Source organism: Miniimonas sp. S16, from assembly GCF_057748195.1.
Map to the genome: position 1 here is coordinate 1,325,373 of NZ_CM173242.1, position 18,973 is coordinate 1,344,345.

An 18,973-nucleotide genomic window follows, 5' to 3' on the forward strand; every position below is an offset into this window, starting at 1 on the left:
CCGAGTGCGGGCAGGTCAGCCCTTGACCGAGCCGAGCATCACGCCCGACACGAAGTACCGCTGGATGAAGGGGTAGAAACAGATGATCGGCAGGACGGTGAGCAGCATCGTCACCGACTGGATGTTGGCGCCGATCTGCACGGCGTCCGTCCCGGCGCCGCCCGTGACCTCCTGCGAGCCGGTCGCGGCCGCGATGAGGTTGCGCAGGTAGACCGTGACCGGAAAGAGCTCCTTCTTGTCCAGGTAGAGGAATGCGCTGAACCAGGAGTTCCACATGCTCACCGCGTAGAAGAGCGTCATCGTCGCGAGGACGGCCTTCGAGAGCGGCAGCACGATCCGGCCGAACACGCCGTACGTGGACAGCCCGTCGATCGAGGCCGCCTCCTCGAGCTCCACGGGGAAGTTCTCGAAGAAGGACTTCATGACGAGCAGGTTGAACACCGACAGCGCGCCCGGGATCACGATCGCCCAGATCGAGTTGCGCCAGCCGAGGTAGGAGGCCACGAGGATGTAGTTCGGGATGAGGCCGCCGCCGAAGAACATCGTGAAGACCGCGATCCCGACGAAGAACCCGCGGGCCTTGAGCTGCGGCCGGCTGAGGGCGTACGCGTACGTCGTCGTCAGCGCCATCGCGATGATCGTGCCGAGCACCGTGTAGATGATGGTGTTCTTGTAGTTCGTCCAGAACATCGGGTCGCTCATCACGGCCGTGAAGGTCGTGGTGTTGAACCCGCGCGGGATGAGGTTGACCTGGCCGGCCGCGATGTAGCCCTCCGAGGAGAACGCCTTCGCGACGAGGTTGACGAACGGGTAGAGCGTCACCACGCAGACCAGGCCGAGCAGCGACACGTTGACCACGCGGAAGATCCGGTAGCCCGTGCCGTCGCGGACCGTCCCGCCCTCGGTGCGGACCGCCGCGATGTCCGGCGTTGCTGTCAGGGGATCGGTCACCACAGCGAGGCTCCAACCGCGCGCCGCGAGAAGAAGTTCGCGGAGAGGACGAGCACGAGCCCGATGATCGCCTCGAAGAGGCCGATCGCCGTCCCGTAGGAGAACTGGGCGGACTGGATGCCGACCCGGTAGAGGTAGGTCGAGATGACGTCCGCCGTGGAGTAGATGAGCGGGTTCTGCAGGAGCAGGACCTTCTCGAACCCGACGGCCATGAAGGAGCCGATGTTGAGGATGAGGAGCACCATCATGGTCGGGCGGATGCCCGGCAGCGTGATGTGCCAGGTCTGCTTCCACCGGTTCGCGCCGTCGATCCGGGCGGCCTCGTAGAGCTGGTCGTCGATCGTGGTGAGCGCCGCGAGGTAGAGGATCGTGCCCCACCCGACGGTCTGCCAGACCTCGGAGGAGACGTAGATCGTGCGGAACCACTCGGGCAGCTGCATGAACGGGATGGGGTCGACGCCGAACGCGCCGATCACCTGGTTCACCGTGCCGTTGACGGCCGTCAGCTGGAACACGATGCCGACCACGATGACCACGGACATGAAGTGCGGCAGGTAGGAGATCGTCTGCACGATCTTCTTGAACCGCCGCGAGCGCAGCTCGTTGAGCATCAGTGCCAGCACGATCGGCAGCGGGAAGCAGATCGCCAGCGTCAGCGCCCCGAGGATGACCGTGTTCCAGAACACCGACCAGAACTGCGGGTTGTGGATGAACATCTCGAAGTAGTAGAAGCCCACCCACTCCTCGCCGAAGATCGAACCGCCCGGCTTGAACCGGCGGAACGCGATCACGTTCCCGGCCATCGGCAGGTAGCGGAAGAACAGCAGGAACACGATCGGCAGGATCAGGAACGTGTACAGGCGCCAGTCGCGCTTGAGGGCACGCGCCCAGGTGTGCTTGCGCTCGATGTGCCGGGGTCGCTCGGCGTCGACGTCGGCGTCGGCCTTCGGACCCGCGGTGGTCGGAGTCACGCTCATCCCACACTCACCTCCTCAGCACGCGCCTCGACGGCGAGGTGCGTGGCGGTCACGAGCCGGCGGTCCACGCCCGGCTGACGGATCTCGCCCACGAGCGTGAGCGGGACGACGGCGTGCACGTCGGCGCTGGAGCGCGCCACGCGCAGCTCGACGGCGCCGGGTTCGACCACCCGGGTCCCGTCGACGCCGGGGAACGATGCGAGGTCGGCGTGCACGGTGAACGTGACGACCGCTCGCGTGCCGGGCTCGACAGCCACGCGCCGGTAGGCGACGAGCCGGGAGTCGGGCCGGGTGACCTGCGCGACGGGGTCGTGCAGGTAGAGCTGGACGACGTCGCGTACGACCTCGTCGGTCTCGTTGGTGAGCGTCACGCTCACCTCGACCTCGCCGTCGACCGCCCACTCGGTGGCCTCGCAGGCGACCTCGCCCCACGCGGCCTCGTGGTAGGAGCGGCCGTGCCCGAAGGGGAACAGCGGCGTGGGGTCGATGTTCGACACCCCGTTGGCACGACCCAGCGGCGGCGCGAGGTAGGTGCCGGGCTGCGAGCCCGGGTCGCGCGGGATGCCGACGGGCAGGTGCCCCGACGGGTCGACCGCGCCGGTGAGCACCTCGGCGATCGCCTGGCCGCCGAGCTGGCCGGGGAAGAACGTCTGCACGAGCGCGGCCGCGGGGTGAGCACCCTGCGTGAACGCGCCGAGCGCGTACGGCCGGCCCGAGAGGACGAGCACGACGACGGGCGTCCCGGTCGCGAGGACCGCCTCCACGAGCGCGTGCTGCTCGCCCGGCAGGCGCAGGTCGGGCGCGTCGCAGCCCTCCCCCGACGTGCCGCGGCCGAACAGTCCGGCCTGGTCGCCGACCACGACGAGCGCGACGTCGGCCGCCTCGGCCGCGGCGACGGCCTCGGCGAAGCCGTCCCGTCCGGGCGCCTTGACGTCGCAGCCCTTCGCGAGCGTGACCTGGCCGGGGTGCGCGGCGCGCAGCGCCTCGACGACGGTCGGGATCTCGATCCCCATCCCGGCCTCGGGGTGGTGCACGCCCACGTGGGCGGGGAAGGAGTAGCAGCCGAGCATCGCGTAGGGGTCGTCCGCGAGCGGGCCGACGACGGCGAGCCGCGCCTGGTCCGCGAGCGGCAGGACACCGCCCTCGTTCGCGAGGAGCACGACCGCCTCGCGGGCGATCCGCAGGGCGACGTCGCGGTGCGCGGGCGTGTCGAAGTCGGGCTCGGCGTCGACCTCGGGCGTCCAGTCCGGGTCGAGAAGGGCCGAGCTCGGCCTTCTGGATCAGCACGCGCCGCAGGGCGCGGTCCACGAGCTCCTCCGGCACCTGCCCGGCCCGGACGGCCGCGACGAGCGGCTCGCCGTAGGCGAAGACGGACGGGAGCTCGACGTCGATCCCGGCGGAGAGCGCCTTGCCGGCGGCCTCGCCGTCGGTCGCGGCGACCCGCTGCAGCGTCTTGAGGAAGGCGATGGCGAAGTAGTCGGCGACGACGACGCCCTCGAAGCCCCACTCCTCGCGCAGCAGCTCGGTGAACAGGCGCCGGTCCGCGGCTGCGGGCACGCCGTCGACCTCGGCGTAGGAGTTCATCACCGAGCGCGCGCCGCCCTCGCGCAGCGCCGTCTCGAACGGAGGGTAGAAGACGTCGGCCATCTCGCGCGGTCCCGCGGAGACCGGCGCGTGGTTGCGCGCGCCGCGGGAGGCCGAGTAGCCGGCGAAGTGCTTGAGCGTGGCGACCAGGCCCGTGCTCTCCAGGCCGCGCACGTACGCCGAACCGACCGTGCCGATGAGGTAGGGGTCCTCCCCGATGGTCTCCTCGACGCGGCCCCACCGGTAGTCCCGCACGACGTCGAGCACCGGCGCGAGGCCCTGGTGCACGCCGACGGAGCGCATCGCCACGCCGATCTGCTCGGACATCTCGGCGACGAGCTCCGGGTCGAACGTGGCACCCCACGACAGCGGCACCGGGTAGGCGGTCGCGCCCCAGGCGGCGAAGCCCGCGAGGCACTCCTCGTGCACCTGAGCGGGGATGCCGAAGCGGTTGGCCGCCATCACGGCGCGCTGGGAGCGGGCGAGCGAGCGAGCCCCGAGCACGGGGTCGACCGGCGCGGTGCCGAACGGCCGGGTGAGCTGCCCGAGGCCGTCGACGATGACGTCGGCGAAGGTCGGGCCGTGCTGCGTCATGTCGCCCTGGTAGGGCGCGACGTCGCCGCCGGAGGCGTCGGCGCCGACCCACAGGCCCACGAGCTGGCTCGTCTTCTCCTCGAGCGTCATCGCAGCGACGAGCGCGTCGGCCCGTTCCTGCGGCGTGCGGCGCACGTCGCGCCACACCTCGCCAGCTCCCTCGACCATGACTCTCCACTTCACCGTGGTGTCGAAACTTTCGCACTCGACATCGATATGCTTTCGACGGGAGCCGTAAGCCAGGCTGCGCGACGGTGTCAACATCGTGACGTCGGTCACCGGTAACGGGTTGATGACGGCCCGTTCGACGTGGTTGACTTCCGACACTTTCGGAAAGGGGGGCCCATGGCCCAGGGGCGCGCCACGATCGCGGAGATCGCGCAGGAGGTCGGGGTCTCGGTCCCGACCGTCTCCAAGGTCCTCAACGGGCGCACCGACGTCGCCGAGGCCACCCGCGCGAAGGTCGAGGAGGCGCTCGCGCGGCACGCCTACCGCAAGCCGGTGTCGGGGCGGCCCGCCGGTCCGCGGCTGCTCGACCTCGTCTTCCACCAGGCCGACAACATGTGGGCGCAGGAGATCGTCAAGGGTGTCGAGCTCGTCTGCGGCCCGGCGCGGATCGGCGTGGTGCTGTCCGAGCTCGGCGGCTCGCACCGCCCGCCGCAGGAGTGGATCGACGACGTCATGGCGCGCCGACCGCTCGGCGTGCTCCTCGTCCTGTCCGGGCTCGACGAGACGCAGAGGCACCAGCTGAGCTCGCGCTCGATCCCCTTCGCCGTGGTCGACACCGAGGGCGAGCAGCCCGCGGGCGTGCCCACGGTGGGCTCGAACAACTGGAACGGCGGCCTCGCCGCGACGCGGCACCTCCTCGCGCTCGGGCACCGTCGGATCGGCGTGATCTCCGGTCCGGCCGACGTGCTGTGCAGCCGCGCCCGCGTCGACGGCTACCGCAGCGCGCACGACGAGATGGGCGTCGCGCGCGACCCCGGCCTCGTGCGCTGGGGCGAGTTCATCGCCGAGAGCGGGTACGCGCACGGCCGCGACCTCCTGGACCGCCCCGACCGGCCCACCGCGATCTTCGCGGGCTCGGACTACCAGGCCATGGGCGTCATGCGCGCCGCGCGCGAGCTCGGCCTGCGCGTCCCGGACGACCTCTCGATCGTGGGCTACGACGACCTGCCGGTGACCGAGTGGCTCAACCCGGCGCTCACCACCGTGAACCAGCCGCTGCGCGAGATGGCGGGGCTCGCCACCCGGATGGTGCTCACCCTCGCGGAGGGCCGCCGGCCCCCCTCGCCGCGGGTCGAGCTGCTCACCGAGCTCGTCGTGCGGTCCTCGACCGCGCCGCCGCCCGCGATCTGAAGGAAGCGACGATGCCAGACCTGCCCACCGCCACACCCGAGTCCCACGGACTGCCGAGCGCGGCGCTGCTCACCCTGCTCGACACGCTCGGGACGGGCCTCGACCCGCACGCGATCGTCGTGGCGCGGCACGGCCGGGTGCTCTTCGAGGCCGCGTGGCGCCCCTACGGCCTCGACGACCCGGCGCTCGTCTACTCGGTGTCGAAGACGTTCACGTCGATCGCGATCGGCCTGCTCGCCCACGAGGGGCGGCTCACGCTCGAGGACGGCGTCGACCGCCACCTCGACCTGCCCAACCCCCACGGCCTCACGCTCACGCACCTGGTCACGATGAGCACCGGGCACAGCCGCGAGCAGACGCTCGCGCTGCCGTTCGACGTCGCGGCCCTGCTGACCACGCCGCCCGCGCACGCGCCCGGCACGCACTTCGCGTACAACTCCCCCGCCACGTACGCGCTGTCCGCCGTCGTCACCGCGATCACGGGCGAGACGCTCACGCAGTACCTGCGCCCGCGCCTGCTCGATCCCCTGGGAATCGGCGAGCGCTGGTGGAAGGACCTCGGCGGCCTCGAGGAGGGCTTCTCCGGCTTCCACGTCACGGTGCGCGACATCGCGCGCCTGTCGATCGCCCTCGCGGCCGGCGGTGTCGTCGACGGCGCCGGGGTGATCCCCGCCGACTACGTGGCGGCCATGTCCCGGCCGTGGTCGGACACCCGCGACCCCGACGCCCCCCGGGTGGCGAACGGAGAGCCGGACACCCCCGACCACGACTGGGCGCAGGGCTACGGCTTCCAGGTCTGGCGGAGCAGGCGCGGGTACCGGCTCGACGGCGCCCTCGGCCAGTTCGGCGTCGTCGTGCCCGAGCGCGGCATCGTCATCGCCTACCAGGGCGCCACGGCCGACGCCGGCCGCACCCTGCAGGCGTTCTGGGACCTGGTCGACGCGTTCTCCGACGAGGAGGTGGGCGCCGTCGACGAGACGGCGGTCGAGGACGCGCACGCGCAGCTCGCGCGCCGCGTCGACGCCCTCGACGTCTGGGACGCCCGCGCGAGCCTCGGTCCGGAGCTCGCCGTCGACCACGACACCACCGGGTGGCGCATGACGGACGACGGCGAGCGCGGCTGGGTCCTGCACCTCCCGGAGGTCGCGGCGCACCCGGGCGGGGCGGTGCGCGTGTCCCGCTCGCACTGGGCGCGCACCGTGCTGACGCGCTCGACGCCGACTCTGCGTCCCGACGACGCCGCACCCAGCCCGGGCCACCTCGTGCTCGCGGCCCGCGGCGAGGAGACGTCCGACGGCGGAGTGCGCGCCCACGTCCTCGTCACCACCTCCCCGCACCGGATCGAGGTGGTGCGTGCGAGTGACGGCACGGTCACCGCGCGCTGGCACATCCCACCGCTGTGGCGGCCCGAGCTGGCGATGCTCGAGGTGCCCGGCCCGCTCACCTGACCACCCCACCCGCCAGCACCCGAACTCCCCCGGAGCCATGACCACCCACACCGCGAACACCGCTGTCCACCCCGCCTGGCTGCCCGACGCGGCGCTCGCCCCCCTGCGCACGCGCACCGTCGCCGTGCTCGGGGAGGGGGTGTGCCTTGACACCGTGCGGGCCGAGCTCGCCGACGCCCGGCCGGCGGCGCCCGCGGAGGCGACGCTCGCCGTCGCGCGTCTCGACGCCTCGGACGCCGCCGCGGGCACCTCGGACCTCGCGGCGGCCCTGGGCCTCGATCCCGGCGCGCTGCCGACCCTCCCGGCGAGCGGGTTCGCGATCGTCCGCACGGCGGGACGCGCCGTCGTGCTCGGGGCCGACGACGCCGCGGCGCTGCGCGGCCTGTACGCCCTGGCGCGCGAGCACGCGGTCGCCGCGCTGCGCAGCGAGCCGCACCCCGACGGCGTGACGACGTCCGCGCCCGCGATGCCGCTGCGCATGCTCGACCACTGGGACAACATGACGGTCCACCCGGTGATGGGGCAGGTCGAGCGCGGCTACTCGGGCGGCTCGATCTTCTTCGCCGACGGCGAGGTCCGCACCGACCTCTCGCGTGTGCGCGCCTACGCCCGGCTGCTCGCCGCGACCGGGATCGACGCCGTCGCGCTCAACAACGTCAACGTGCACGCGCGCGAGGCGCGGCTGCTCACCGACGGGCTGCCCGACGTCGCCCGCGTCGCCGCGCAGCTGCGCGCGTACGGCATCCGCACGTTCCTGTCGGTCTCGTTCGGCTCGCCGCGGCTGCTCGGCGGCCTCGACACGAACGACCCGCTCGACCCGGGCGTCGCCGCGTGGTGGGCCGAGGCGGCGAACGCGGTGTACGACGTCGTGCCCGACTTCGGCGGGTTCCTCGTCAAGGCGGACTCGGAGGGCCAGCCCGGCCCGTTCGCGTACGGGCGCAGCCACGCCGACGGCGCCAACGTCCTCGCGGCCGCGCTCGCGCCGCACGGCGGGACCGTGCTGTGGCGCGCGTTCGTCTACAACCACACCCAGGACTGGCGCGACCGCAGCACCGACCGGGCGCGCGCCGCGTACGACCATTTCGCACCGCTCGACGGCGCCTTCGCCGACAACGTGATCGTGCAGGTCAAGCACGGCCCGATGGACTTCCAGGTGCGCGAGCCGCTCTCGCCGGTGATCGCCGCGATGCCGCGCACGCGCGTCGCGCTCGAGCTCCAGGTCACCCAGGAGTACACCGGCCACCAGCGGCACGTCTGCTACCTCGCGCCGGCCTGGCGGGAGTACCTCACGTTCCCGCTCGACGGCGAGCGCACGGTGGCCGAGATCGTCGCCGGAACGCCCGGCGGGGGTGCCGGCCAGGCCCGGCCGTCCCACCCGGCCGGCGGGATCGCGGCGGTGTCGAACGTCGGCGACGACGAGTTCTGGACCGGCCACCCGCTCGCCCAGGCGAACCTTTACGCGTTCGGCCGGCTCGCGTGGGACCCGACCCTCGAGCCGGACGCCGTGCTCGAGGAGTGGATCGCGCTCACGTTCGCCGGCGCCGGACCGGCCGCCCTCCCGCGGATCCGGGCGGCGCTGCACGCCGTGATGGCCGGCTCGTGGCTGCGGTACGAGGGCTACACCGCGCCGCTCGGCGTCGGCTTCATGGTGACGCCGGGCACGCACTACGGGCCCTCGGTCGACGGCTACGAGTACTCCCCGTGGGGCACGTACCACTTCGCCGACCGCGACGGCGTGGGCGTGGACCGCACGCGCGCGACCGGCACCGGCTACACCGGCCAGTACCCCGCGCCGTGGCGGGACGTCTACGAGTCGCGTCGGACGTGCCCCGACGAGCTGCTGCTGTTCTTCCACCACGTGCCGTACGACCACGTGCTGCACTCGGGCAAGACGGTCATCCAGCACGTCTACGACTCGCGCGCCGACGCGGTGGCCGAGCTCGACGACGTGGACGCGCAGTGGGAGTCGCTCGCCGACCTCGTCGGCACCGCGATCCCGACCGCGCTCGACACGCGGGTCCGCGAGCGCCTGGCCGAGCAGCGACGCAGCGCCGTCGAGTGGCGCGACCAGGTGCGCAGCTACTTCTTCCGCAAGTCCGGCGTGCCGGACGCGACGGGGCGCCGGATCTACTGACGCGTTCGTGGGCCTACTTTCGGACACTGTTCTCGAAACAGTTCCGAAAGTATTGCCCTGGCGCGTCTCGGGCTCGTACGATCGCCTCACCGCCGTCATCCCCACGACGGCGGGCCGCGGACTCGCACAGGCGCGAGCCGCGGACTCCTGACGAGAGGGAGACATCCGTGCACCCCAGCGCAACGCGGCGCAGGCTAGTCGAAAGTTTCGGAGCGGTCCTCGCGCTCGGGGCGAGCCTCGCCCTGGTCGCCCCCGCCGCCATGGCCGACGACGTCGAGGTCATCAGCGCCGTCGACTTCGACGACGGGACGATCGGAGCGTGGCAGCCCTCGGGCACCCAGTCCTTCGACTACGTCCCGGACGACGACGGCGGACTGGCGCTCGCCGTCGTCGACCGCTCCGCCGACTACGTCGGCATCCAGTCCCCCGCCGGGCTCTTCGACGGCTACGCGGCCGGCGACGTCCTCACGTTCTCGATGCAGGTGCGCCTCGCGCCGGGCACCCCGGCGAGCCAGGCCCGCTTCGTCATGAAGCCCGAGTACACGTGGATCGGCAACACCGCCGTCACCGCAGACGCGTGGACCACGGTCACCGGCACCTACACCGTGCCGGACGGCGCGACCGGTCGGCAGGCCTACCTCGGCACCGGCAACGGGACCGCGACCTACACGTACTACGTCGACGACCTCACGGTGACCGCCCCGGTCTCCGGCACGCCCGGCGAGAACGCCTCCACCCTGGACCCGCTGAGTGACACCGTGGACTTCCCGCTCGGCGTCGCGATCGACCAGCGCGAGACCGTCGGCGCGGCGGCCGACGTGCTCACACGCCACTTCGACCAGATCACGGCCGAGAACCACATGAAGCCCGACGCCTGGTACGCCGCCGACCACACGTTCACCCCGAGCGCCCAGGCGACGACGCTGATGAACTTCGCGGCCGCGAACGACCTGCGCGTGTACGGGCACGTGCTCGTCTGGCACAGCCAGACGCCGGACTGGTTCTTCCAGCGCGACGACGGCACGCCGCTGACCTCCAGCGAGGCGGACAAGGAGATCCTGCGCGAGCGCATGCGCACCCACATCTTCTCGATCGCCGAGTACCTCTCGGGCACCTGGGGCTCGTTCGGCAGCGACACCAACCCGCTCGTGGCGTGGGACGTGGTCAACGAGGTCGTCGACGACGGCAGCGCCACGGCCGACGGGCTGCGCCGCAGCCCGTGGTACCAGGTGCTCGGCGCCGAGTACATCGACCTCGCCTTCACCTACGCCGACGAGGCGTTCAACGACGTGTACGCCGACCCGTCGACGGACCGCCCGGTGTCCCTGTTCATCAACGACTACAACACCGAGAGCGGCGGCAAGCAGGACCGCTACTTCGCGCTCGTGAGCTCGCTCATCGAGCGCGGGATCCCGGTCGACGGCGTGGGTCACCAGATGCACCTCAACCTCGGCGTGCCGATCAGCCAGCTCGACGCCACGCTGGACCGGTTCGCGGCGCTGCCCGTGGTCCAGGCCGTCACCGAGCTCGACGTGCCCACGGGCACGCCCGTGACCCAGCCCGGTCTCATCGAGCAGGGCTACTACTACCGGGACGCCTTCCGGGTGTTCCGCGAGCACTCCGCCGACCTGTACTCGGTCACGGTGTGGGGGCTCACGGACGGGCGCTCCTGGCGCGACGACTCCGGTGCGCCGCTGCTGTTCGACGACGCGCTGCAGGCCAAGTACGCCTTCTGGGGCGCGGCCGACGGCGAGCTGCCGGCCACGCCCGAGTCCGCCGACTCCTTCCAGGCCGACGTCGCGCTCGACGCCGACGTGGCGGGCGACCTCGCGTGGCGCCAGCTGCCCACGATCGCGGTCGGGGACACGGCCCGGTTCCAGACCCGCTGGACGGCCGACCACCTCACCGTCTACGTGGACGTCGACGACGCCAGCGTCGATGCCGGCGACGCCGTCGCCCTCTCGGTGGGCGACGCCGAGCTGGTCGTGCCGCGCAGCGGCGGCGACGGGTCCGTCCCCGCGGTGGTCACGCCGCGCGACGGCGGGTACACCGTCGTGCTCCAGGCGCCGCTCACGGGCGCGGTCGCGGGCGACGTGGTCGACCTCGACGTGCGCGTGACCGACGGCGGCGACGTCGTCGGGTGGAACCGCGAGGGCACGCTCGGTGCTCTCACGCTCGTGGGCCCGCTCGGCTACCTCGAGGTGGCCGAGACCGCACAGGAGCCGGTGATCGACGCCGTCGTGGACCCGCAGTGGGCGCAGGCTGACGTGGTGCCGACCGACCTGCAGATCGAGGGCACCGGCGGCGCGAGTGCGCAGGTCCGGACGCTGTGGCGGGAGGACACGCTGTACGTGCTCATGGACGTCACCGACCCGGTGATCGACTCCACCGGCTCGAACCCGTGGACGCGGGACTCGGTGGAGATCTACGTCGACGCGGGCAACTCGAAGGCGGGCGCGTACACCGCCCTCGACAGCCAGATCCGGATCGGCGCCGACGGCGCGGTCACGTTCGGGACCGGCGACGCCGCGGCGCAGGCCGCGCGACTGACCTCGGCGGTCGCGACGACCGGGACCGGGTACGTGGTCGAGGCGGCGATCTCGCTCGCGGGCACGGGTGGTGCGGGCACGTTCCACGGCCTGGACTTCCAGGTCAACGACGCGAGCGGCGGCGAGCGCACCGGAATCCGGAACTGGGCGAACCCGACCGGGCTCGGCTACCAGTTCACGTCGCAGTGGGGCGTGGGCCAGCTCGTCGAGACCCCGCCGGTGGTGGTCCCGGACCCGTCGCTCACGCTGTCGACCGACCGGGTGCGGATCGCCGGCTCGGTGCGCGTCGACCTCGCGGACTTCACGCCGGGTCAGCGCGTCACCGTCCGCACGACGTGGGCGCCGGCGCCGTGGCTGACGCTCGTCACCGCGCGCACGACGGTCGTGGTGGGCGCGGAGGGCACGGCCAGCACGACGGTGCGCGGGCTGCCGCTGCTCCTGCTCGGCCCCTACGAGATCAGCGCCGTCGTCGACGGTGCGAAGGTCGCCTCGGCGCCGCTCGTGGTCTCGCTGCGGTAGCCAGGCAGTGCCGACGGGCGGGGTGGGAGCGCGCGCTCCCACCCCGCCCGTTCACCGTGACCGATCGCCCGCGTTCGGGCCCTCAGCGCTCGTAGCGGACCCCGCGGAAGGTCACCGCTGGACCCGTCGCGGGCCCTCGGCTCCCACGTCACGCGGACGGCCTCAGTCACCCGAGGCGACGTCGAGCACGAGCTCGCCACGGCCGGTGCCCGTCACGGTCGGCTCCGCGACGCCGAGCGCCACGGCCCACTCGCCGGGCGCGTCGTCGGTCGTGACGCGGACCTCGTCGCCCGAGCGGACCACGCGGAACGTCGCGGCCGCGCCCGTGCCGCCGGGCACGTGGACCTCCTCGTCGAACCCGTCGGGGAGCTCGAAGAGCCGGAGCGTCACGCCGTCGGCCCACGCGTACTCCGGCGTCGACCGGTTCGCGCCGACCGGCAGGACGGTGCCGGGGCGCACGTAGAGCGGGAGCGAGTCGAAGCCGTGCCGCTCGTGCCGCCAGCCCGCCCCCTCGACGACCTCGCCCGTGAGCAGGTGCGTCCAGCGTCCGACGGCGGGCAGGTACACGTCCACGTCGCCCTCGGCCGAGAACACCGGCGCGACGACGAGCGAGCCGCCGAGGCTGTACTGCGTGCCCACGCCGGCGACGCCGCGGTCGCCGGGGTACTCCAGGGCCATCGCCCGCATCACGGGGACGCCCGTCGTGGCCGCCTCCTCGCCCGCGGCCCCGAGGTAGGGCATGAGGGAGAGCTTGAGGTGGGTGAAGGCGCGCGTGACGTCCACGGCCTCCTCGTCGAACGCCCACGGCACCCGGTAGGAGTTCGAGCCGTGCAGGCGCGAGTGCGAGGAGAGCAGACCGAAGGCCACCCAGCGCTTGAACACCGCCGGGTCGGGTGTGCCCTCGAAGCCGCCGATGTCGTGGCTCCAGTAGCCGAAGCCCGACATGCCCAGGGACAGCCCGCCGCGCAGGGACTCGGCCATGGCCACGAACGTCGACTCGCAGTCGCCCCCCCAGTGCACCGGGAACTGCTGGCCGCCTGTCGTCGCCGAGCGCGCGAACAGCACCGCCTCGCCCGTGCCGCGCTTGCGCTCCAGGAGGTCGAAGACCGCCTTGTTGTACAGCTGCGTGTAGTAGTTGTGCATCCGCTGCGGGTCGCTGCCGTCGGCGTAGACCACCTCGGTGGGGATGCGCTCCCCGAAGTCGGTCTTGAAGCAGTCCACACCGTCGTCCAGGAGCGCCTCCAGCTTCTCCTGGTACCAGGCGACGGCGGCCGGGCTCGTGAAGTCGACCAGCGCCATGCCGGCCTGCCACAGGTCCCACTGCCAGACCGAGCCGTCGGGCCGGGTGACGAGGTGCCCGAGGCGCCGGCCCTCCTCGAACAGGACGCTGCGCTGCGCGATGTAGGGGTTGATCCACACGCAGATGCGCAGACCCTTGGCCTTGAGCCGCTCGAGCATGCCGCGCGGGTCCGGGAACATCGCGGGGTCCCACAGGAAGTCGCTCCAGTGGAACTGGCGCATCCAGAAGCAGTCGAAGTGGAACACCGACAGCGGCAGGTCGCGCTCGGCCATGCCGTCGACGAACGACGTCACCGTCTCCTCGTCGTAACTCGTGGTGAACGACGTCGAGAGCCACAGCCCGTACGTCCACGCCGGCACGCGCGCGGGCCGGCCCGTCAGGGCGGTGTACCGCTCGAGGATCTCCTTCGGCGTCGCGCCGTGCACGACGTAGTACTGCAGCTCCTCGCCCGGCACCGAGAACTGCACGCGCGAGACCACCTCGGAGCCGATCTCGAACGAGACGTGCTCGGGGTGCGCGACGAACAGCCCGTACCCGGCATCGGAGAGGTAGAACGGGACGTTCTTGTAGGCCTGCTCGGAGGCGGTGCCGCCGTCGGCGTTCCAGATGTCGACCACCTGGCCGTTCTTCGCGAACGTGCCGAACCGCTCGCCGAGCCCGTAGATCGTCTCGGCCACGACCATCGTGAGCTGGTCGCGCACGAACGTGCCGTCGGCGGTGGTCACGAGGCCGACGCTGCGGTCCATCGACCGCGTGAGGACGCGGCCGCCGGCGTCGACGAACTCCAGGCCCCACGGGCCGTCGTACCACGCGGGCGGTGAGCCGGCCCGAGGTCAACGTGGCCGGACCCTTCCCGAGCGCCTCGGGCAGCTCGATCGCCACGCACCCTCGGCGCCTCCTGGCCGACCGTCCTGGTCCGCGTGCTCGCCCCGAACCTGCGCCAGGGACTGCTGGCGGCCTCGCTCATCTCGGTCGCCGTGGTGCTCGGGGAGTTCACCATCGCCTCGCTCCTCAACCGCCAGGTGCTCCAGACGCAGCTCCTGCTCGTCTCCCGCCAGGACGCCTGGGCAGCCCAGATCTTCTCGCTGATCTCGCTTGCCTTCGCGTTCGCGCTGCTGCTGACGATGTCCCACCTCGGCGGCGAACGACGACGACGACGCAGCTCCCGGCCCGCCGGGCCGGCCTTCCCGGGGGCCGGGGTCGCGACGGGCGCAGTCCCGGTCGACTCCGCCGCCGCCGTCCCCGCCGTCCTCGTCGCCGCGGCGCCCGTGGCCGCCGTCGTCCCCACGGCTCCCGTGGCCGCCGTCACCCCCGAACCCCTGCCCTCCGAGGAGCCAGCATGACCACGTCCGGAAGCACCGTCACCCTGCGCGAGGTGGTCAAGGAGTACGGCAGCACCCGCGTGCTGCACGGCGTCACGCTCGACCTGGCCGCCGGCGAGCTCATCTCGCTGCTCGGCCCGTCGGGCTGCGGCAAGACCACGGCGCTGCGGATCCTCGCCGGGCTCGAGCAGATCACGTCGGGAGCCGTGCTCATCGGTGGCCACGACGTGACGGCGGTCCCGCCGAACCGACGGGACCTCGGCATGGTCTTCCAGGCCTACTCGCTGTTCCCTCACCTCAGCGTGCTGGACAACGTGATGTTCGGGCTGCGCAGGCGACGGGTGCCTCGGGCGGATGCGGCGCTGCGGGCACAGGAGTCGCTGGACCTCGTCGGTCTCGGAGCCCTCGAGGCGCGCTTCCCCCACGAGCTCTCGGGCGGGCAGCAGCAGCGGGTCGCCCTCGCCCGCGCCCTCGTGACGCGCCCGAAGGTGCTCCTGCTCGACGAGCCCCTCTCGGCCCTCGACGCCAAGGTGCGGGTCCAGCTGCGCGAGGAGATCCGCGCGATCCAGCAGTCGCTCGGCATCACCACCGTGTTCGTCACCCACGACCAGGAGGAGGCCCTCAGCGTCTCCGACCGGGTGGCGGTGATGAACGCCGGGCGGATCGAGCAGATCGGAGCCCCGGAGGACCTCTACCTGCGCCCGGAGACCGGCTTCGTCGCGACCTTCGTCGGTCAGTCGTTCGCCGTCCCGGCCGCGGTCGACGGCGGCCGGGCCGTGCTCTGGGGACGCACGGTCGGGGTGGTGGGTGGCCTCGTCGACGACGGTGACGCCGAGCTGCTGCTGCGCCCGGAGGACCTCACGCTCGTCGAGGCGCCGACCGGCGCAGCTGTCGGGTCCGGCGCTGCGCGAACGACCGGGGGCACGACATCAGCCACCGTGCTGAGCAGCACGTTCCTCGGCCACGCCCGCCGCACGCTCGTGGAGACGAGCGACGGCCACCGGGTGGCCGTGCAGCACGCCGTCTCGCTGATCCCGACGGTCGGGGAGAGCGTGGGCGTGCGGCTGATGGCCGGCACTGTCGCGGCCAGGGCGCGCGGCAACCGGGCGGCCTGAGTCCGCGACGCGGCCGGACGAGCAGTGATGGGGACGTCCCGGCGTGCCGGCGTGGAGGCGGGTGGGAGGGGGACGCCGTTCCAGCGGCCACGGCGGCTGGTTCCGCAGCCGCAGCGCCCTCAGCTCCCGCGGTAGGCCACCCCGACGGCGTGCGCCCACTCCGCCACGTGCGCCGGCAGCTCGGGCTGCGCGAGTCCGGGCGCCAGCAGCTCCACGACGTCGGCGGCCGGCACTCGAGCGCCGGTGCCCCGCTGCAGGAACCGGCCGGCGACCAGCCCGCGCGCGCACTCGGTCTCCCCGCGCAGGAACACCTGCTCCAGGTAGGTGATCCGCTCGTCCCAGCCGACCATCCGGGTGTGGATCTCGAAGGCCTGGAAGGGCCGCAGCGAGGCGCGGTAGGTCATCGTCGAGGAGGCCACCACGGGGTACCAGCGATGCTTGGCGAGCCGCTGGAACCCGGCGAGGTCGGCGATGTAGTTCGACCGCGCCACGTCCATCATCTGCAGGTAGGTGCCGTTGTTCACGTGCAGGTACAGGTCGAGATCCGTGGGCAGCACCCGCATCCGGGTGATCGAGACCCCGAGGGGGTCGATGCCGGGGACCGGGCGACGGGGGCGCACGGTCGCGCGCAGGAGGTGTAGCTGACGGGCCATGTCGCGGACTCTAGCCGCCGACGTCCCTCTGGCGCCGGACCGGGGTCACGTGCCTAGCATGGCCAGCACGGCCGGCGCCCCGCCCGAACGGGTGGAGGGCCGGACCCCACGACCGGGAGGGAATCGCGTGGCCGCACCCTCGGAGCTGCGACGATTCTTCTCCGCCGCCCTGGTCACGCCCGTCACCGACGCGGTGCCGGAGCCGCCGGACGCGCTGCGCCGCCGTCGCGTCGTCGCCGGGCTCACGCTCGTGGCGGGGGCCGGCGTCATGGCGTGGGCGCTGCGCATCCCCCCGGGTGACGCGCTCTTCTACCCGGCGACGGCAGCCCTGGCCGCCGTCTGGTTCGTCGGCGCGCTCGCCTCCGGCCCGCTGCACCGCGGCCGCGCCCGCACCCGCTCCGGCCGCACCGACGCCGCCGCCGTCGTGCAGTCCCTCGCCCTGGCGGCCCTGCTGCTGGGGATCTTCGCCCTCGGGGCGCTCGTGGTCGCGCGGATTCCCGCCCTCGCCGACTCGGTGCAGCGCCTGCTCGACCACGCCCGCGTCGGCTCGCTCGTCGCCGTCGCGGCCCTCACCGCCCTCAACGGGGTGGCGGAGGAGCTCTACTTCCGCGGTGCGCTCTTCGCCGCGGTGCCCGCGCGCCACGCCGTGGCGGTGACGACGATCGCCTACGCCCTCACGGTCGTGCCCACCGGCATCGGCCTGCTCGTGCTCGCCGCGGCCGCCCTCGGTCTCGTGACCGGGCTCCAGCGCCGGGTCACCGGCGGCGTGCTCGGGCCCGCCGTCACGCACGTCACCTGGAGCCTCGGGATGCTCCTCGTCCTGCCCCAGCTCCTCACCTGAGGGGCACGTCCGGAAGGAGCTCGCCATGGCACCCCCCGCCGGCCCGAGCAGCACGACCGACAGCAGCACGACCGACACGACTTCCACGAGCACGACGACGACGGCGCAGCAACAGCCGCCACCCCCGCGCTCCCGCCCCACCCTGGTCACCGGGTCCACCGGCTACATCGGAGGCCTGCTCGTGCCCCGGCTGCTGGCCGCCGGGCACCGGGTGCGGGTGCTCGTGCGCCACCCGGACCGGATCGCGGAGCTGCCCTGGCGCGGCCAGGTCGAGGTCGTCACGGGCGATGCGACCGACCCGGCCGCCCTCACCGAGGCCCTGGCCGGCGCCGGCGTCGCCTACTACCTGCTGCACTCGATGGACGGGGCCGGCGACTTCGTGGCGCGCGACCGCGCCCTGGCCGCGGCGTTCGCCCACGCCGCCCGCACCGCCGGGCTCGAGCGCCTGGTCTACCTCTCCGGGCTCCACCCCGAGGGCACCGACCTCTCCGACCACCTCGCCTCGCGCGTCGAGGTCGGCGAGGTGCTGCTCGCCTCGGGCGTGCCGACGGCTGTGCTGCAGGCCGGCGTCGTGCTCGGCGACGGGTCGGCCTCCTTCGACATGCTGCGTCACCTCGCCGAGCGGCTCCCGGCGATGATCGCGCCACGGTGGCTCGACAACCGGATCCAGCCGATCGCCGTCGCCGACGCCCTGCACCACCTGGTGGCCGCCGCCGACCTGCCGCCCGAGGTGAACCGCACGATCGACATCGGCGGCCCCGACGTGCTCACCTACCGCGAGATGATGCAGCGCTACGCCCGGCTCACCGGCATCGGCCGGAGACTCGTGGCGACGGTTCCGGTGCTCACGCCGGGGCTGGCGAGCCACTGGGTCGGTCTCGTGACGCCGGTGCCCTCGGGCGTCGCCCGGCCCCTGGTCGCGAGTCTCGTGCACGACGCCGTCGTCGGCGACGGCGGCGGAGTCGACGGCCGTGTCGACGGCGATGTCGACGACGGCGACACAGCCGCCGATCTCCTCGGCCCGCCCCCGGGCGGGGCGACCGGGTTCGACGAGGCGGTGCTGGCCGCGACCGAGACCTACGACCCGCTGGCCTGGCGGCGCACGATCGGCGAGGTCGGGATCGCGACCCTCGCCTGCGCCGTCGTAGGCGGGGTGCTCACGAGCACCGACTCGCGCTGGTACCGCTCGCTCCGGCTGCCGCGCTGGCAGCCGCCCGCTGCGGTGTTCCCCGTGGTGTGGACGGCGCTCTACAGCGGGATCGCGCTCTCGTCGGCGGCGACCGTGGCCGAGCTCGCGGACTCCGACGACCCCGACGACGTCGCAGCCGGGCAGGCCTTCCGCCTCGCCCTCGGGGTGAACCTCGCGCTCAACACGGCCTGGAGCGCCGTGTTCTTCCGGGGCCACGCCCCGCGCGCGGCGACGGTGTGTGCCGCGGCCCTGGCCGTCAGCTCGGCCGACCTGGCCCGGCGGGCGGCGCCGCTGGGGGCGGGCCGAGCCGCGGTGCTCGGGGCGTACGCGGCGTGGTGCGGCTTCGCGACGGCGCTCACCGGGGCCATCGCCCGGCGCAACCGGTAGCGGTGCTCGTCCGGGCCGCCACCCGTGTCGGTGCCGACGCCCGTGCCGGCC

Annotated in this window: 11 protein-coding genes and 2 pseudogenes; 8 read left to right on the top strand and 5 right to left on the bottom strand. The window is 73.1% G+C overall.

Annotated features, from left to right (window positions below; all coding sequences use genetic code 11):
* Nucleotides 1–15: 15 nt before the first annotated feature.
* The 3 genes and pseudogenes from AC3AQ1_RS05835 to AC3AQ1_RS05845 form a co-directional block, all read right to left on the bottom strand.
* On the bottom strand, nt 16–951 hold the full coding sequence (locus tag AC3AQ1_RS05835; RefSeq protein ID WP_370445330.1) for a carbohydrate ABC transporter permease: 936 nt from the start codon (nt 949–951) through the stop codon (nt 16–18).
* A complete protein-coding gene (locus AC3AQ1_RS05840; RefSeq protein ID WP_108718210.1) occupies nt 948–1,928 on the bottom strand; it encodes an ABC transporter permease in 981 nt (326 codons plus the stop codon). The genes AC3AQ1_RS05835 and AC3AQ1_RS05840 overlap by 4 nt, the downstream gene beginning before the upstream one ends.
* Nucleotides 1,925–4,274 (bottom strand): annotated as a pseudogene (locus AC3AQ1_RS05845) (beta-xylosidase/alpha-l-arabinosidase). The gene AC3AQ1_RS05840 and the pseudogene AC3AQ1_RS05845 overlap by 4 nt, the downstream one beginning before the upstream one ends.
* A gap of 177 nt (nt 4,275–4,451) precedes the next feature.
* On the opposite strand from AC3AQ1_RS05845, the gene AC3AQ1_RS05850 reads away from it, so the two are divergent.
* The 4 genes from AC3AQ1_RS05850 (at nt 4,452) to AC3AQ1_RS05865 (ending at nt 12,115) form a co-directional block, all read left to right on the top strand.
* A complete protein-coding gene (locus tag AC3AQ1_RS05850) occupies nt 4,452–5,465 on the top strand; it encodes a LacI family DNA-binding transcriptional regulator (RefSeq protein ID WP_108718211.1) in 1,014 nt (337 codons plus the stop codon).
* An 11-nt stretch (nt 5,466–5,476) separates the two neighbouring features.
* Nucleotides 5,477–6,913, top strand: coding sequence for a serine hydrolase domain-containing protein (locus tag AC3AQ1_RS05855; protein WP_108718212.1), 1,437 nt, complete (start codon nt 5,477–5,479; stop codon nt 6,911–6,913).
* Between the two features lie 37 nt (nt 6,914–6,950).
* Nucleotides 6,951–9,047 carry an alpha-glucuronidase gene (locus tag AC3AQ1_RS05860; protein WP_108718213.1) on the top strand — a complete coding sequence of 699 codons (2,097 nt, stop codon included), beginning with the start codon at nt 6,951–6,953 and terminating at the stop codon, nt 9,045–9,047.
* 260 nt (nt 9,048–9,307) lie between these two features.
* Complete coding sequence (locus AC3AQ1_RS05865; protein WP_108718214.1) at nt 9,308–12,115, top strand: endo-1,4-beta-xylanase; 2,808 nt, start codon at nt 9,308–9,310, stop codon at nt 12,113–12,115.
* Nucleotides 12,116–12,277: 162 nt separating this feature from the next.
* Here the strand turns inward: AC3AQ1_RS05865 and yicI are convergent.
* Nucleotides 12,278–14,345: pseudogene (yicI, locus tag AC3AQ1_RS05870) on the bottom strand (alpha-xylosidase); the annotation flags it as partial.
* Between yicI and AC3AQ1_RS05875 the strand changes: the two are divergent.
* Entirely contained in the window at nt 14,336–14,758 is a 423-nt protein-coding gene (locus AC3AQ1_RS05875; protein WP_370445331.1) for a hypothetical protein, read from the top strand. The pseudogene yicI and the gene AC3AQ1_RS05875 sit on opposite strands and share 10 nt — an antisense overlap.
* Nucleotides 14,755–15,852, top strand: coding sequence for an ABC transporter ATP-binding protein (locus AC3AQ1_RS05880; RefSeq protein ID WP_108718216.1), 1,098 nt, complete (start codon nt 14,755–14,757; stop codon nt 15,850–15,852). Before AC3AQ1_RS05875 ends, AC3AQ1_RS05880 begins: the two co-directional genes overlap by 4 nt.
* Before the next feature lie 119 nt (nt 15,853–15,971).
* Here AC3AQ1_RS05880 and AC3AQ1_RS05885 read toward each other — a convergent pair whose 3' ends face one another.
* Nucleotides 15,972–16,505 carry an acyl-CoA thioesterase gene (locus AC3AQ1_RS05885; RefSeq protein ID WP_108718217.1) on the bottom strand — a complete coding sequence of 178 codons (534 nt, stop codon included), beginning with the start codon at nt 16,503–16,505 and terminating at the stop codon, nt 15,972–15,974.
* Between the two features lie 127 nt (nt 16,506–16,632).
* On the opposite strand from AC3AQ1_RS05885, the gene AC3AQ1_RS05890 reads away from it, so the two are divergent.
* Both AC3AQ1_RS05890 and AC3AQ1_RS05895 read left to right on the top strand, forming a co-directional pair.
* Nucleotides 16,633–17,346, top strand: coding sequence for a CPBP family glutamic-type intramembrane protease (locus AC3AQ1_RS05890; RefSeq protein ID WP_108718218.1), 714 nt, complete (start codon nt 16,633–16,635; stop codon nt 17,344–17,346).
* Between the two features lie 25 nt (nt 17,347–17,371).
* Nucleotides 17,372–18,922, top strand: coding sequence for a tryptophan-rich sensory protein (locus tag AC3AQ1_RS05895; protein ID WP_108718219.1), 1,551 nt, complete (start codon nt 17,372–17,374; stop codon nt 18,920–18,922).
* The last annotated feature ends 51 nt before the right edge of the window (nt 18,923–18,973 follow it).